This window comes from Sphingomonas pruni NBRC 15498, from assembly GCF_001598455.1.
Lineage (GTDB): Bacteria > Pseudomonadota > Alphaproteobacteria > Sphingomonadales > Sphingomonadaceae > Sphingomonas > Sphingomonas pruni.
On sequence record NZ_BCYZ01000092.1, the window covers coordinates 1 to 15,909 of the forward strand.

Here is a 15,909-nt window from a genome sequence, read left to right on the forward strand (position 1 = left end):
GTCTCGACTGTCAATAATTTATGACCACCCGTTCCTTAAATTGCCCGCTCGGCAAATGCGGGGAAGCAAGGATGGCTCGGCGATCAAGGGCGTGGACACTTCTTCCGCGCCATCGGGGGCGACACGGCTTCAATCCCAATTTTTCAGACCATCGCTTGCCATCGTCCGATGACGGCCAAGCCGCGATGCTTTCGATGTTCGGATGCTTATTGAGCAGGAGGAGAATGTATCTCAACATGTCGCGCATCAGCATTGAACGATGATCAGCATCGTCAGCGCTGCAAACTTCCGAGAGGTATAAGACCTTCACCTCGGGATCGTCCAAGTCCGGAATATCGCAGGGCCGCAGGTGCTCTTCCTTGAGCGTGCCCTTTACGATCAGGTCGAACTCAGCAGCCCTCAACGGCCAAAAAGAGTAATATCCCGCAATACGTGAGATGCGCTCCGAGCCGGTGACGAAATCCTCTTGCATCACCCTCATGAGATTTCCCCGATTCATAAGTTCGAGAAAATCAGCGTCATCCATCGCTTCCTCCGGATCGAGCGTTGAGTCGAAAATGCGATCCATTCCCGCAAAATCTGCGCCTGTAACAAATCGGATTTCCGTGCGGACTTTCTGAAGCGAATGTGTAGTTAGAACTGGTTGCGCTGCTTCTTCAGGTCGCGGCGTCAGGCTCCATACCACAAAGACCGTGATGCCTTCGATGACCGCAAATGCTGCTGCCACCAAGAGCTTGTGCCCAATAACAAACGCCCAAACCTGTGGAACGAAAAAAATTGGAACCAAGAGGGGCAACCACCATCCGCTAGCCTTTATCGAGCGCTCGACGAATTGGCGGGAAAATCTCCTCATGGTGTTACGTCCCCGGAAGTTTTACACAATGGCACGAGAGCGGATCAGCTTGCCCGCATTAGTTCGACTCGCTCGCGCAAACGTATCTGACGATTACTTCCTGCGATAGTTAGACGAGGTAATGGCTCCCATACCAACTCTCCCTCCGGGTTTCACTTGGGAAAGAAAGCCATTCAAAAAATGCGATGGCTGCGGCGAGATTGCGCTGGGTTTTCTGGGTGCAGGCGGCGACGTGATGACCGAGCGTTGCTCGAAATGCCGGTATCAAATCAATTGGGTGCTTCCCGATCTCGATAAACGAGTGATCTATCTCGACCAAAACGCCTTTAGCGTTATCTTCAAGGTGCGGGCGGGCGGACGTCTTCCAAAAGGGCACGAGGATTTCAGCAAAGCTCTACATGAGAAGGTTCGTCGCGCCGTTCTCCTGCAACAAGCCGTCTTCCCGCATTCGGACCTTCACTCAGAGGAGACGATTGTATTCGGTCAGGATGCAGGAAATCTCCGCGCGTCATACGAGTTCATCGGCGGGGACATCCCGTTCGTCCGGACAGCGGACATAGAGCTAAACCAGATCGTCGAGTTTGCGACGGCCTACCGTGACAAGCGCGATCCGGCATTGTCATTTAGTCCCGACGAAGTCCTCAGCAAGCCGCGCAACGTTTGGTTGCCAGACATGCACATTCGAGTGAACGCCAATTACGACGCTTTCGCAGGCGGCATTCGGCATCGTCGCGAAGCCAATCACGAGGAAATGAAAGACCTCTACGAGGGATGGCGACGCGAGAAACCGTCGTTCGCAGAAATCTTGGAGCGAGAGCTTTCGAACTACGGCGACGCGAAATGCAAAGCCTATTGTGTCAAGCTGCAACGGGCGTTCGACGCGATGGGCAGCGGTGATCCAGAAGCCATTATCGGCACTCATCTCGATTCGATCTTCGATGAGAAGCGCGCACTTATGCACGTGTTCAATCTCCACCCCGATGACGAGCTTGGCGCGATGAAGACCATCTTCGAGTTCTGGCGGTGGCACGGCAATCGCGACGTGCCCGTGCATCGCATCGCCAGTAATCTGTGGGCGGGGCTGGGACGTCGGTTCGCCCTCGGACAGAGATCAACCACGCGCGGCGTTTACAACGACATCAAGGCCATCTCGACCTACGGCCCATACGTCGATGCAATGTTCATCGACAAGGAGTTCGCCAACATCCTGAGCGAGACGAAAGAGCTTCGGAATATCGGACTAAAGGCGCGGATTTTTTCGTTTGCCAACGGCGATGAGTTTCTCGCTTACCTCGACGAACTGGCCGAGGGCGCATCAGATGAAGTGCGCGAATATGCTGAGCACATCTACGGCGTGAAGTGAGGCGGCATGGCACTCGATCACTACGTCTCGCAAGTCCACTTGCGAAAGTTCTACGACTCCGAGAGGCGCGGGCTCATCGCGTTCGATAAGGACACTGACAAGTCCGCCGTCCGATCTGCCAAGCGCGTTTGTCGGACCGATGAGGGCAATACGAACGACTACCTGACCGAACCGCGCATCATCGAAGAGTTCCTGAAGCCGATTGAGAATGGCTACAACAACGCGGTCACGGCACTCGAACTTGGAAAAATATCCCACGATGTCATCTACAACATCGGCGGGTTCGCGGCATACATCATTCGCTGCTCCCCCGCCGCCATGCGGATGCAACGCGCGATGTTGCATGGCATAGTGAGGAACACTGCCAAGCTCGCAGATGCCAAGGGCATGATACCCAACGCACCGAAAGCGTTAGGCGGGAAGAGCGCAACCGAATTGATCGGAAGCGGTGAGGTTCTAATTTCTGTCGATGAGAAATACCCGCAGGCCATAGGCATCGCGGACGTTGAGAGGAGCGCAGTCGCTTTCGGCAACTGCCATTGGGAAGTTTTGACCAACGAGCACGCCGACTCACCATTTTTTACGAGCGACTATCCGTGCGCTATCGAGCGCCATCAAATCAACCCGCTCAAGAGGGTGTTTCCACTGACGCCAACGCTCGCCGTTCGGATTATTCCGAGCAACTACGTGCCCCCGATTGATGCGACTCACTACGACTTTCGACGGTTCTCGATGTCGCAACACAGACTGACGCGGCATGAAGCCATCGCCATCAACCGGCGCCTCGTTCAATGCGCAGAGCGGCATGTCTTCTCGAACCACGAGCAGCCGTGGGTTGCCGACTTCATCTCCAAGAATCGCAACTTTCGCGTCGAAATCAATTTGGGCGACCATGTGAATGAGCGCGGCATCATGATGCAAACCGACCAAGCGATTGTGCCGTTTGCAAGACCGCTCTGACCGCTACCTGCGCTTTTGAGACCGCTCACGCTCCTCAAGTGCCTCCTCGATCAGCACTCGCACAAAGTCTCCCTGCCGCATCTCGCCGCGCAATGCGTCAATACGCGCCTTCGTGCCCTCGCGCGCGCGGAAGTGGATCGCTTCGAAAAAGACTTTCGGCTTCGTCACCTGACGACGAATAGCGGTATCGCTTTCTCTCATCCAGTCCCCAGCAGTCGAAACCAGTTGACCCGTTTAAGCGGTATCGCTTATCCGATAAGCGGTATCGTTTATGGAGGCAAGCCCCTGTCGGCTTGTCGGGGGAACGCGGATGCGCAACGAAGGATGTTCTGGCGGCTGCCTCAGCTTCATCGCGGGTATCGTGCTGATCGGGCTGGTGCTGCTCGCCATCAAATGGTTCGGCATCCCCGTGGGGATTGCGCTTGCGATCCTTGGCTTCGTCCAGTTCAAGCGATTCGATACCGACCCTGATGCCTTCAACAGGACGGCTCGTTCGCTCGGCATTCAACCGGTGCATCTTCGCTGGGTCAGCATCGGTGGAATGATGCTGGGGGCGATTTTGATAATCGCATCGACAATTTTATGGGCTGTGCCGGATGACGACGGACACCGCTCAAACGGCAATGTGGTTACCGAAAGCTCAGGCCGTAACGATCCGACGCGTGGAGGAACCTATCTCGAAGGTCCGGACGGCCTGAATATGTGCGATCAGCCGGGAATGGCGGGAGCCGAGATTCGCCGGAAGGAATATGCCTGCCGTAACGCGCCGCCCAGATACGAATAGTGCGACGCGGGCCTCCGGGACAGGCACCCCAACCTCCGATTTGGGCAAAATGGCAACATCTCGACCGCCTTGGCGAGGTAACGAGCAGGCCCTAAGGTCGGCTCATGAACCCAGTGGAAATCGACGACGCGGTATCAAAGCTTGCTGAGCAGCCCTTCGAACCGGGCGAATTCGCGTTCGATTTCCTACGCGCGTTCGGGAACCCGGAGACTACGATCAAGCGGCTCCGGTCAGGTTCGACTAACCAGTCCGACGTCGAAGGCGCAGTGCTCCAGCGCAACAACATCCACATTGCCGCCTGCGCGTCGGGAGAGGTGGATGCCACGCTGAAGGCGTTGCGGGACAGCCCCAAGACCGCCTCGGCTAAAGCAAAGTTCATCGTCGCGACCGATGGTAGCGAGTTCCAAGCCGAGGACACGATCAGCGGCGAGACGGTCGCCTGCCCATTCGCCCAGTTCCCGGATCACTTCGGCTTCTTCCTGCCGCTCGCCGGGATTACGACCGTCGCGCAGGTCCGGGAAAGCTCGTTCGACATTAAGGCGACCAATCGCCTTAATCGCCTCTACGTTCAACTTCTCACCGACAATCCGGAGTGGAGGACGGTCGAGCGCCGCGCCGACATGAACCATTTCATGGCGCGGCTGATCTTCTGCTTCTTTGCCGAGGATACGGACATCTTCGTCGGCGAGGGGCTGTTCACCAAGACGGTCGAGCAGATGAGCGCGCGGGACTCATCCGATACTCACATCATCCTAAGCGAGGTGTTCCGGTCGATGGACACCAAGCTAAGTGGCCGGGCGGCGGCTAAGGTGCCGCGCTACGCCAATCAGTTCCCCTATGTTAACGGACAGCTTTTCAGTGGCAGCACGGAGACGCCCCGTTTCAGCAAGATCGCGCGATCCTATCTTCTTCACATCGGCGCGCTGAATTGGCGCAAGATCAATCCGGACATCTTCGGTTCGATGATCCAAGCGGTTGCTGACGAAGAGGAGCGCGGCGCGCTCGGGATGCACTACACCAGCGTCCCCAATATCCTGAAGGTGCTCAACCCGCTGTTTCTCGACGACCTCCGGGCGAAGCTGGAGGAAGCGGGTGATAACGGGCGCAAGCTGCTGAACCTCCGCAACCGCATGGCGCGGATCAGGGTGTTCGACCCGGCTTGCGGATCGGGGAATTTCCTCGTGATCGCTTACAAGGAGATACGAGCAATCGAGGCGGAGGTGAACCGGCGACGCGGCGAGCCCGACCGTAGGACCGACATTCCGCTAACAAACTTCAGAGGCATCGAGCTTCGCGACTTCCCGGCTGAGATCGCGCGCCTCGCGCTTATCATCGCCGAGTATCAGGCGGACGTGCTTCACCGTGGGCAGCAGGAGGCGCTGGCCGAGTTCCTGCCGCTGGACTCGAAAAACTGGATCACCTGCGGAAATGCACTCCGATTGGATTGGCTAAGCATCTGCCCGCCATCAGGCACTGGGGTGAGAATGGCGGCTAACGATCTGTTCGAAACGCCGTTGGATCAAGCAGAGATAGACTTTGAGAACGAAGGCGGAGAAACGTATATCTGCGGGAACCCGCCTTACAGCGGGCAGTCCGAAATGAGTGATCGCGAGAAGACCGATCTACAATTGGTTTTTGCCGGATCGGACGCACAATGGAAATCGCTGGATTACGTCTCAGGCTGGTTTCAGAAGGCTCTTTCGGTTTGCGCGAGCACCGGAGCCGAGTGCGCCTTTGTTGCGACGAACTCTTTCTGTCAGGGACAGCAGGTTCCGGCGTTTTGGAAGGCTGCGCTTGCGAAGGGAGTGAGGATACATTTCGCGAGGACTTCTTTTAAGTGGAAAAACCTTGCGCGAAATAACGCTGGAGTCACAGTTGTTGTCGTCGGACTTTCGTTTAGTCAGGGCGATGGAAGATTGTTTGAGGAAAGCGGCTTAGAAGCCCCCTTCGAACGACGAGTGGAAACGATAGGGCCCTACCTTGTTCCAAATACCTCTGTCATTGTTACCAAATCATCCCGCCCGATAAACGGACTTGTTGCAATGGATTACGGCAGCAAACCCGCTGACGGGGGTGGCTTGATCGTTAAGCCCGTTGATTATCATACAGATGCTGCACAAGCGGCGAGGAGGTTTATAAAGCCATACATAGGGAGTGACGAATATATCGATGGCAAGTTGCGGTATTGTGTTTGGGTGTCTTGCGAAGAGTATGCAGAGGCGGAAAATATACCCTTTTTGAAGGAAAGATTCGCGCAGGTGAAAGCCTTCCGGGCACTAAGCCCTAAGCCTAAAACCGTGGAACAAGCGGCAACGCCATTTGCATTCTCCGAGATAAGGCACGGTAGTCCGCAAGGATCAGCAGTGCCCATGATTATCCCGATACATTCAAGTGAGTCTCGGCCTGTGCTGCCAGTTGGCGGTTTGCCGCGTGGGGCCGTTGTGTCAAACGCCGCCTTTGCTCTTTATGACGCTCCATTGTGGCATATGGCGCTGTTAGCGTCCCGTTTGCACCTTGTCTGGATTGCGACCGTCTGTGGCAAGTTGGAAACGCGCTATCGCTACTCTAATACGCTCGGCTGGAACACATTCCCGCTTCCGCCAATGATCGAGCGGCACAAGGTGGACCTGACCCACGCTGCTGAGACTATATTGCTCGCGCGCGAGACCCATTTCCCTGCCACCATCGCGGAAATGTATGACCCCGAGCGAATGGCTCGCGACTTCCCGAACCTGCGCGCCGCACACGACGCGAATGACGAGGTGCTCGAACGCATCTACATCGGTCGCCGCTTCCGCAACGACACGGAGCGGCTGGAGAAGCTGTTTGAACTTTATACGAAGATGACGACTAAAAAGGCAGCCGCTTGATGGCGGCCGCGCGCGATCCGGGTTGGGATCGACAGGCCATCATGCGCCTCGCGAGCGAGCAATATGGCAATCTCGAAAGTATGTTTGACGCGCACGGCTGGTCGGACGATGGTCGGATCAGAAGCCACGTCGCGCCGACCAAGGTGGTGCAGACCTATGGCAGCGTCGAAGCTTTCGTGCGCGCTCACGAGACCGGTCGTGATTGGAATCCGATGCTCGATCCGCTGGTCGCGATCAAGTCGGACCCACCTCAGGTCTTCCTGAAGAGCTTCCATGGGTTTGACCCGGAAACATGGGGCTTCTTGGGCTTCACCAAAGCAACGTCGCGCGACCGCTTTATTCGGGAGAGCAAACCCGGCGCGCTGTTGGTCGTCTGCGCGACCAGTAAGGCACCCGACAAAAGCGAGCGGCTGCGCGTCCTCGGTATGCAGCAGCAGTCGCACCTCCTCGGCGACAAGTGGCAGTTTCTCGCGCCTGAGCGCCAGCCCGCCGAACGCGCCGATCCGGAGCGGGTCAACGCATGGCTGCACGCGCTCCGTGCCATTCGCGCATGGCGCATCCCGAAAGAGAACCGCCCTTACGTCCGTGACATATTCCCCGACACCCACAACGGCGGGGACAACGGCACCGCCATCGGCTCATACGGCCTGCGGCTTAGCAAAGCAGATGCACTTCGCGTCCTCGAACTGCCGTTCTACGAGGTGCCGGTCTTCGGTGGCGGTCCAGTCGAGGCGCTGATACCCGGACCAGCGGAGCAAGTTCTCCAGCCGAGCAGGCCGGGGCCGGTCTCGAAGGCCGGGTTTACCGTTCGCGAAGCCGAGGGCCCAAAGCACCTCTACATTCTCCGGCTGCATGGCAATGCCGATCAGTTTTTGGGCTACAGCACGGGCGGTCGTTGGATCGTCAAAGTGGGGTTCTCGGTTAGTCCCGACACCCGATGTCTGGCTCACAATCGAGCACTTCCGGCATGCGCGTTCAAATGGCGCATAGAGCAATCTACTCACGCGCAGGGACGGTTGGCGTTTCCGTCTTCCGGCCATGCTCTCGCTGGCGAGAATGCAATGAAGGAATCACTGGTCCGCGAGGGGCGCTCGCTGGGCGGTGAGTTCTTCCTTGCTGACACGCAAGCGCTTGATCGTGCATGGAAGGCTGCGATCATCGCCGCTGAGAACTGGAAGCCATGACAACGCCGAAGATCATCCCAGCCGTTTCGTTTCAAACCGCGCGGACCGGCGCATCAGCGAAGTCGAACGAGCTTGGCATGCGCCCCATGCAGGAGCGTGCCTATGACCGGCGAGGCGAGCAGTATCTCCTGATCAAGTCGCCCCCCGCCTCCGGTAAATCGCGAGCGCTGATGTTCATCGCGCTCGACAAACTCGCTAATCAAGGCATCCGACAGGCGATCATTGTCGTTCCAGAGAAATCCATCGGGGGCAGCTTCGCGGACGAGCCGCTCTCGAAGTTCGGCTTTTTTGCCGACTGGGTGGTCAAGCCGCAGTGGAACCTCTGCAACACACCGGGGCCTGATGAGGAGCGCGTTGATCCGTCGAAGGTCCGCGCGGTCGGACAGTTCCTCGCCAGTGACGACAAGGTGCTGGTTTGCACCCATGCAACCTTTCGGTTCGCGGTCGAGCAGTTTGGGGTAGAAGCGTTCGACGGGCGGCTGATCGCCGTAGACGAGTTCCACCACGTTTCCGCCAGTCCGGACAACAAGCTCGGTGCTCAGCTTGGCGAGTTCATTAAGCGGGATCAGGTTCACATCGTCGCTATGACGGGAAGCTATTTCCGGGGCGACGCCGCGCCCGTGCTGATGCCCGAGGACGAGGCGAAGTTCGAAACTGTCACCTACACCTACTATGAGCAGTTGAACGGTTACGAGCACCTGAAGGCGCTCAACATCGGCTATTTCTTCTACTCGGGCCGCTACCTCGAAGCGATTGAGGCGGTGCTCGATCCGGCCCGCAAGACCATCGTCCACATCCCTTCGGTCAACTCGCGCGAAAGCACGAAAGACAAGATCAAGGAGGTCGAAGAGATCATGGAGTATCTCGGGGAGTGGCAAGGTGCCGACCCCGAGACCGGCTTCTACCGCGTGAAGCTCCACGACAGGCGGGTGATCAAGATTGCTGATCTGGTCGATGACTCTGATCACGCGAAGCGCGGCAAAGTGCTGGCGGCGCTCAAAGACCCGAAGCATCGTGGCGACCGCGACCATGTGGACATCATCATCGCGCTTGGAATGGCCAAGGAGGGCTTCGACTGGATTTGGTGTGAGCACGCTCTGACAGTCGGCTATCGTTCCAGCTTGACTGAAATCATCCAGATCATTGGTCGTGCGACGCGGGATGCGCCGGGGAAGGAGACGGCCACTTTTACCAACCTGATCGCCGAGCCCGACGCTTCAGAAGCTGCGGTGGTCGATGCGATCAATGACACACTCAAGGCCATCGCGGCCAGTTTGCTGATGGAGCAGGTGCTCGCGCCGCGCTTCAACTTCACGCCCAAAGACACTGGCAAACTCGATGGCTTCGACTACGGTCCCGGTGGTTATCAGGAGGGGGAGACGAATGTCGGCGTGAACGAAGAGCGCGGCATCTATCACTTCGAAATCAATGGTCTGGTAGAGCCTAAGAGCGCCGAAGCGTCGCGCATCTGCCGTGAGGATTTGAACGAGGTCATCACTGCCTTCGTGCAGGACAAGACTGCGCTGGAGCGGGGCCTCTTCGATGAGGAGGTTGTGCCGCAGGAACTGACGCAGGTCCGCATGGGCAAGATCGTGCGTGACCGCTACCCGGACCTGAGCGATGACGATCAGGAGGCGGTGCGCCAGCACGCCATCGCAGCGCTCAATCTGACGCAGAAGGCCAAGCAGTTGGCGAGCGAGGGCGGCACGGGCGGAGAGGATCGGACCAATACGGCGCTGATCGACGGTGTTCGCAAAATCGCTATGGACGTGCGCGATCTCGACATCGACTTGATCGACAGCATCAACCCGTTTGAGGCCGCCTATTCGGTTCTCGCGAAGGCAATGAATGAGGCAGTGCTGAAGCAGGTGCACGCCGTGATCTCAGCACGACGCACCGCGTTGACCCCGGAGGAAGCCAAGGATTTAGCTGCGGGTGCGGTGCGCTTCAAAAAGGAGCGTGGTCGATTGCCGTCCATCGACTCTGCCGACGCTTGGGAAAAGAGGTTGGCGGAGGGCGCATCGGCATTCGTGCGGTTCAAGGACGAGGGCCGATATGGCTGATCTCGATCTCGATGAACTGCGCGCCGAACTTGACGACTTCGCGCAGCCGCAGCCGAAGCGCTCAACCTATACCCCGTTGGAAGAACGGATCATTGCTGGGTTCGAAGACATCATTCGCTTCCGCGAAGAGCGCGGTCGCGCGCCACTGCATGGCGAGGACCGCGACATTTTCGAGCGGCTCTATGCCGTGCGGCTGGACCGTCTCCGGGCGCGTCTCGATAGTCGTGCACTGCTGGCCGATCTCGACTCCTACGGTCTGCTCGATACGCCGGTTGAACAGGCGCAGGCTGAGCCCGAAGAACTCGATCCCGATGAGTTGATGGCGCAGCTTGAGGGGATCGAGGCCACTGGCGACATCACGAAGCTGCGCCACGTCCAGACCCGCGAGGAGCGGCGCGCTGCCGAGGAAATCGCTAACCGCGAGCGCTGCGCTGACTTTGACCGCTTTAAGCCGCTCTTCCAGCAGGTCGAGCATGATCTTGGGAGCGGCGTTCGGGAAACTCGCCCGTTTGTGAAGGATGCGGGTTTCTCTAAAGCCGAAATCAGCCCCGGACAGTTCTTCATTCTTGGTGGACAGATCGCCTACGTCGCCGAAATGGGCGACCCGATCCGCGCCCCGAATGGAGAAACCGACGCCCGCCTCCGCGTGATCTATTCCAACGCCACCGAGAGCGATTTGCTGCTCCGGTCACTTCAGCGCGCGCTCTACAAAGATGAAGCGGGGCGGCGGATCACCGAGCCAAGTGCTGGCCCCCTCTTCCAAGATCAAGCTGACGAGGACGACAGCGAAAGCGGCACGATCTATGTGCTGCGCAGCAATTCGACGCATCCGCTCGTCACCGAGCATCGTAAGGTTCTCCACAAGATCGGCGTGACGGGCGGCTCGGTTGAAGCGAGGCTTGCGGGCGTCGAGAAGGACGCGACATACCTGCTGGCCGGGGTGGAGGTCGTCTCGACCTACAAGTTATTTAACGTCAATCGACGCAAGCTCGAAGCCGTGATCCACAAGGTGTTCGCGCCTGCGCAGATGGACTTCACGATTTCAGATCGGTTCGGCAACCCCGTAAAGCCGAGAGAGTGGTTTCTCGTGCCGCTCGCAGTAATCGACGAAGCAGTCTCACGCATCCGGGACGGCAGCATCACGGACTTCCGATACGATCCCACAGAAGGCCGCTTAGTGCACGTCTGAAAGGTTCCTCGTCGGCGGCTAAATAGGCGATGCGTTACCGCGACCTGTGTGAGACCGGACCTTGGAAGCAATACCATGGCCGCAGCCGACCGTGCCTGATCGCCTCGCCCCATCCGCTAGGCAAAGCCGATTGCGTGATCGTCGAGGCTGACGGCGCATGGGGCACGGTCACGACGGGAAGGACGAGAGTCTTCCACGGTTATTTCGTCGAGGTGAAGGGACCGTCTGGTGAGGTGTGGCTGGGCGAAGACCGGCACTCAGTTCGAAATGCTCTTCGTCAGGCAAGCGACTTAGCGGGGCAGGTCGGGTGGATCGTCCTCGCGATTGGACTTGAGTCGGACTGGAGGGAGTCCGGTTTGAGCGCCAATAGCGGCTACGGCTATCATCCCGCTTACCCCGACCGCGCGGTGCACATGCTGGAACCACCGCCACGAGAACGGTCGGCGCATCGTGACAATCCGTAGACAATGACCGGGCGCTGCGCGCCAACCAAAGTCTGCTGGTCGAGCACCGAAATTGCTCTTCGACAGAAAGCCAAAAGAGAACGCGACGACCAAGACCGGAGCCCCTGCGGCTACGGGCTTGGAAGGAGCCGGAGCCGCGCGCGGCGACGTTCGACTATGACGACCATTCAACGAGGCGTCTCGCGGGCTCGACGCTCGTGCCGCTTGCGCGCGACCGACATGCGACGCGCATGTCGATCTTGCTCTGCGCGGCGACACGCTTCGCGTGGACAGGAGATATTCTAAGATTAGAGGAATGGCTGTCCATGTTTACGGCGAGCCACGCGGTCGGCGCTATCGCGGGCGTGTCGAGCCCGCCTGTTGCGCTCGTATGTCGCCTTCTTGGCCCTGCGATCCGAAAGCTTCTGCGCGGCTTGCTCCGGCGAAAGTGCGCGCACTTTCGGCCCCGGCCTTTCTCGTTCGAAGTCCAATCCGAGATCGACCCACTTCACGTCCGCATCGATGTGCTCTTGCGTATGAAAAAACCGCATCAAGTAGTCGGCCTGATGGTGGTCGAACACGTAGACGGTCGCATGGGCGGCGCTGTTTACGTCACGGATCGAAGTGCGGGTGACGAACTGAAGCACGGCCTCGAACTCGTTGGTTTCGATCCAAGCCTCTTCGCTGACGCCGATAGCTCCCAGCACCGATCTCATATTCGGATTCGGCTTGGCAGCGTAGATCATGGCGGCATGCGTGCAGTGCATCCACTTGCTGCTTCCGGCCTGCTTCGGCCTCAATCTCGCCGCCACGGGCAGGTGGCGCTCCAGCGCGGGCGCGGCCATTTCGTTCGACGACCAGATGAACCGATCCAAAGGCACATCGGCGGCAACGTGCGCGGCGATGTTTGTTAGAGCGACGCGACCCTTTTCGCTGTCAAAAAACGATTTCGCCGCCCGTCGCCTGTTTGAGAAGAAGCGAACACTCACGTTTCGCCGAACGAGCGTTCGATTTCCCGAGCTTGAATTGGTCCGCCAGATCACATCGGCATCCCATGCCCGCATCAACTTAGTCGAGATCGCCGACATGAAGCCGTTACCGAGGCATTGTCTCGTCGCGAAAGATTCGAGTTCTCGCACCGAGAAAAGACTCCACCACGCCCATTTGACGTTTCCCGCCCCCATGTCCCCCCAACGCGTCAAGTTGCACAAAACTGCGCGATTGCCATCGGTCGAACGCTGAACGCGCTGATGAAACAGGCGCAGATGACGGTGACTGTCATCCTGAAAGAGGTCGGAGCCAGTAATCGAACGACCCTCGTCGGTCAGCGTAACTTTGGCCCAGCCATCGATCACGGGCGTCAGGGCATAGTTGCTCTCGAAGAAGCTGCGGTCGAGTTTCGACTGCACCTCTTGCGTGAGCAGAACGTTGGGCACCTCGTCGATAACGAGATGCCAGTCGGTGAACCGGGCAAGGTCGCTCATCATAAGCGCTTCGTGCGTGCAAAGGGCGATGACATGTCCGTTCTGGTAGCGCTCGGGGAGCGCCTCGATCTCCTGTCTGACACTGAAGCCGCGTTGCGTTGCGTTCGACCTGATCTTGCTGACGGTGACGTTGGCAGCCGGAGGTGCCAACGCGGCGATCCTGCCCGCGAGTTCCTCGATGGCATCGAGCCGCTCGACCGCGATCAGCCATCGGGCCGGTAGCCTCAAAGCTCGGCGGAGTGCGCGTTCGGTCTTACCCACACCGACTGCGCTCTCATCGACGTGCACGACGAGGGGAGACGCCTGAGCAGACTCTGGTGTGAACTCGGTCATGCCGCGCTCCGCAACTTCGCAGACGTCCGCACAATCTCGGCGCTCCAGTCGAATCCGTCGCGAACGAGGCGAGACCGCTGGGCGACAGGCACAAGCAATGCGTCGAGTTCGAGTTGCTGGTGATCCGGATCGGCGTAGTCGAACGCGAGGGCGACCTCCTTTAGTGTTCCGGGTGACACCGACAGCAGGTTCTCCCGCTGCTCGGAAAACCATTTCAGTGCCCGAGCACGGGTTTCAAGCGGACGAGGCTGCTTTCTCATCACGCCCCAAATCTCAGTCTCGGCATGGTCGAGGAGACCATAGTGCAGGGCCACGACGATGCTGTATTCCCACAGTTCCTCGGTGCTCGCCTGAACCCCGCGTGGGGACACACGCCGGAACAATGCGGGTCCGTGCTTCTTGAAGGCGCTACTGGCGTCGGCAAGATTGCTCAGGTCGATGTTGGTCGTCAGGAAGATCGGCGCTGCAATGTTGACCCCTTGGTAGACTCGCTGCGAGAGGACGCGATCTTTGTCGGTCGCGATCTTCAGGATGTTCATCATCCTCTCGCTGCGCCATACAACGTCGGCTTCTTCGAGCACGACCGGGCGCACGCCATCTGCCTCCGCGAATGCGAGAAGCAACTCCTGATAATTGGCCGGGTGACATTCGACGGGATCGTGACCGCGCAGTTTGAAGTGCATGAGCGCTTCCCGCACCGTCATGCTCTTGCCGACACCGGGAGGGCCGAAGAGAAAGGCGGCGCGCTTATGGCCTGCCGCAACTTCGTCCGAGCGAAGTGTCATCGCTCGAAGCTGACGGGCGACCGTGTTGGTATTCTCGATGTGTTTCCAGTCCATGTTCGATAGCCACGGTTGTGCGGTAGGCACTCGCGCATTCGCACGGTGCCTTCGACGCCGAGGCGTCGTCGCGATGATTGATGTCAGGGATTTCTCCCGGTCGAGGTATTCGTTGTAGTCGTAGTCACGGGTGCCCCGGCACCTATGACCTGCGACGCCGGGGCGTCGTATTGGAGGATCGTCTCTGGGATCACTCCCGGCTGCGTTTTCGCTGTTGCTCCCCGCTATCAAGGGAGGAGCGTTGGCTGGAAGTTAGGTGCGCACCGTCTTCGTGAGACCGATATACTCACGGTGATCGAACAATAAAAGCATTAAATAACTTGACAATCTCGTTGTTTGAGGAACACTCGCAGAAGTCCTCGTGATTACAGCGAAAAAAGTTTTCAATCTGAGCTTTAGTCAAGCTATTTTAAGGGTTGCGAACTTTTCTATTGGGCGCTCTTTTCAATCTCATACTTGAGAACGCTTCCGAAAAATCATTTTGTCGCGCATTTTATCCCGCAGCATTATTTCAATAATGCGCCTGATTTGAGCGCTGGCTATAGTTAAGCCATGGCAAAACGATTTAAGAAGGTGGGTGGTCCCGCTCCCCGTCGCGCAGTGCGCAACATGCTACGCAACTTCGACGCGAGGAACCGTGCGGAGTGTCGGTTTATCCGTCCGGAAGAGATCGAGAAGCGGCATCGCGCGTTGATCCAGCGCGACTATCCTGATCTCACTCCTTCCGAGGTTGAGGTTCGTGTCGAGCGCCGGATGCTGCACGGAATGCGACGGCATCGAGATGCTATCAGCCTTCGAACTGATGAGCCCTTGTAAAATTGACCGCCGTCAATTCCGTTCACACTTCAGCGTCACCGCGCCGCTCACCGGCGACGCAGCAAGATCATCGTCCCCATCTGTGATCTCGACGCCATTTATTCTCTTCTGTGGCTTCGTCACGGTCCCGTCGCCCAAAGTCTCTTCAGGCTTGCTGTCATCGCGGACCCATTTCCCCTCATAAACGAAGTTGCGGTCGAGCGCGGCTTTGACGTCGGATAGATGGCCCAACACGGTGATTGAAAAGAACTGTGGGGGAGCCGTGCCGGGGCCTCGACCGAATGGGGCCATTGCGTTGTAGTTGGCGTCCCATTGCCAACCTCCCATACGAACGACGGGGAACCCCAGAAAGCTCATGTCGCCGGTGGGGACGAAAAGCAGGATGCCGTCACCGCCATCGCCTGAAGCCTTAATCTGTCGCTTACGCAGAAGGTCGCGCACAATTATCGCCGCAGTCGGCGTGGCAGTGCAGCGCAACTGCTTCACGATGGTCGCTTCGAATGGGCTAAGAGTTGGCGTGTCGATAGCGGCTGTTGGCTGTCCCTCGGGCTGGCTCCCGTAAGCAACATTGGTCACGTCTGCTTGGCTATTTCCCGTTGCTGATGAGCAAGCCAACAGTGGAATGGCAAAGACGGCTACGGCTCTTTTCATGGTGCCCCCTCTTTAGACGCTCTGTGGAGATTGCGAGTTGGGCAACGAGGACGCAAGTCGCTTACTACCTCTACGCC

12 protein-coding genes are annotated in these 15,909 nt (G+C 58.3%); 7 read left to right on the forward strand and 5 right to left on the reverse strand.

The genetic code is table 11. The features are described 5' to 3' along the window. Window positions 1-10 precede the first annotated feature (10 nt). Entirely contained in the window at window positions 11-853 is an 843-nt protein-coding gene (locus SPR01S_RS18885) for a hypothetical protein (RefSeq protein WP_157082350.1), read from the reverse strand. Between the two features lie 121 nt (window positions 854-974). Between SPR01S_RS18885 and SPR01S_RS18890 the strand changes: the two genes are divergently transcribed. Then, window positions 975-2,216 (forward strand): hypothetical protein, encoded by a 1,242-nt coding sequence (locus SPR01S_RS18890; protein WP_169803470.1) that lies wholly within the window; start codon window positions 975-977, stop codon window positions 2,214-2,216. 6 nt (window positions 2,217-2,222) lie between these two features. Then, complete coding sequence (locus tag SPR01S_RS18895; protein ID WP_066592553.1) at window positions 2,223-3,176, forward strand: DUF4238 domain-containing protein; 954 nt, start codon at window positions 2,223-2,225, stop codon at window positions 3,174-3,176. 3 nt (window positions 3,177-3,179) lie between these two features. Here SPR01S_RS18895 and SPR01S_RS18900 read toward each other — a convergent pair whose 3' ends face one another. Beyond that, window positions 3,180-3,377, reverse strand: coding sequence for a hypothetical protein (locus SPR01S_RS18900; RefSeq protein ID WP_066592556.1), 198 nt, complete (start codon window positions 3,375-3,377; stop codon window positions 3,180-3,182). A gap of 109 nt (window positions 3,378-3,486) precedes the next feature. Between SPR01S_RS18900 and SPR01S_RS18905 the strand changes: the two genes are divergently transcribed. The 5 genes from SPR01S_RS18905 (at window position 3,487) to SPR01S_RS18925 (ending at window position 11,266) form a co-directional block, all read left to right on the forward strand. Next, a complete protein-coding gene (locus tag SPR01S_RS18905; RefSeq protein ID WP_066592557.1) occupies window positions 3,487-3,960 on the forward strand; it encodes a hypothetical protein in 474 nt (157 codons plus the stop codon). A 104-nt stretch (window positions 3,961-4,064) separates the two neighbouring features. Beyond that, window positions 4,065-6,830 carry a class I SAM-dependent DNA methyltransferase gene (locus tag SPR01S_RS18910; RefSeq protein ID WP_066592559.1) on the forward strand — a complete coding sequence of 922 codons (2,766 nt, stop codon included), beginning with the start codon at window positions 4,065-4,067 and terminating at the stop codon, window positions 6,828-6,830. Next, on the forward strand, window positions 6,830-8,014 hold the full coding sequence (locus SPR01S_RS18915) for a hypothetical protein (protein ID WP_066592562.1): 1,185 nt from the start codon (window positions 6,830-6,832) through the stop codon (window positions 8,012-8,014). The genes SPR01S_RS18910 and SPR01S_RS18915 overlap by 1 nt, the downstream gene beginning before the upstream one ends. Continuing rightward, window positions 8,011-10,077, forward strand: a complete 2,067-nt coding sequence (locus SPR01S_RS18920) for a DEAD/DEAH box helicase family protein (RefSeq protein ID WP_066592571.1) — start codon at window positions 8,011-8,013, stop codon at window positions 10,075-10,077. The genes SPR01S_RS18915 and SPR01S_RS18920 overlap by 4 nt, the downstream gene beginning before the upstream one ends. Further along, window positions 10,070-11,266, forward strand: a complete 1,197-nt coding sequence (locus tag SPR01S_RS18925) for a GIY-YIG nuclease family protein (RefSeq protein WP_066592574.1) — start codon at window positions 10,070-10,072, stop codon at window positions 11,264-11,266. The genes SPR01S_RS18920 and SPR01S_RS18925 overlap by 8 nt, the downstream gene beginning before the upstream one ends. A gap of 751 nt (window positions 11,267-12,017) precedes the next feature. On the opposite strand, the gene SPR01S_RS18930 is transcribed toward SPR01S_RS18925, so the two are convergent. The 3 genes from SPR01S_RS18930 to SPR01S_RS18940 all read right to left on the reverse strand — a co-directional run bounded on the left by SPR01S_RS18930 (window position 12,018) and on the right by SPR01S_RS18940 (window position 15,832). Beyond that, window positions 12,018-13,526: a hypothetical protein gene (locus SPR01S_RS18930; protein ID WP_066592576.1), complete on the reverse strand. Its 1,509-nt coding sequence runs from the start codon at window positions 13,524-13,526 to the stop codon at window positions 12,018-12,020. Beyond that, the gene (locus SPR01S_RS18935; RefSeq protein WP_066592578.1) at window positions 13,523-14,365 is read right to left on the reverse strand and encodes a P-loop NTPase family protein; all 843 of its coding nucleotides are present in this window, start codon (window positions 14,363-14,365) and stop codon (window positions 13,523-13,525) included. Before SPR01S_RS18935 ends, SPR01S_RS18930 begins: the two co-directional genes overlap by 4 nt. An 828-nt stretch (window positions 14,366-15,193) precedes the next feature. Continuing rightward, on the reverse strand, window positions 15,194-15,832 hold the full coding sequence (locus SPR01S_RS18940) for a hypothetical protein (protein ID WP_157082352.1): 639 nt from the start codon (window positions 15,830-15,832) through the stop codon (window positions 15,194-15,196). Between the last annotated feature and the right edge of the window lie 77 nt (window positions 15,833-15,909).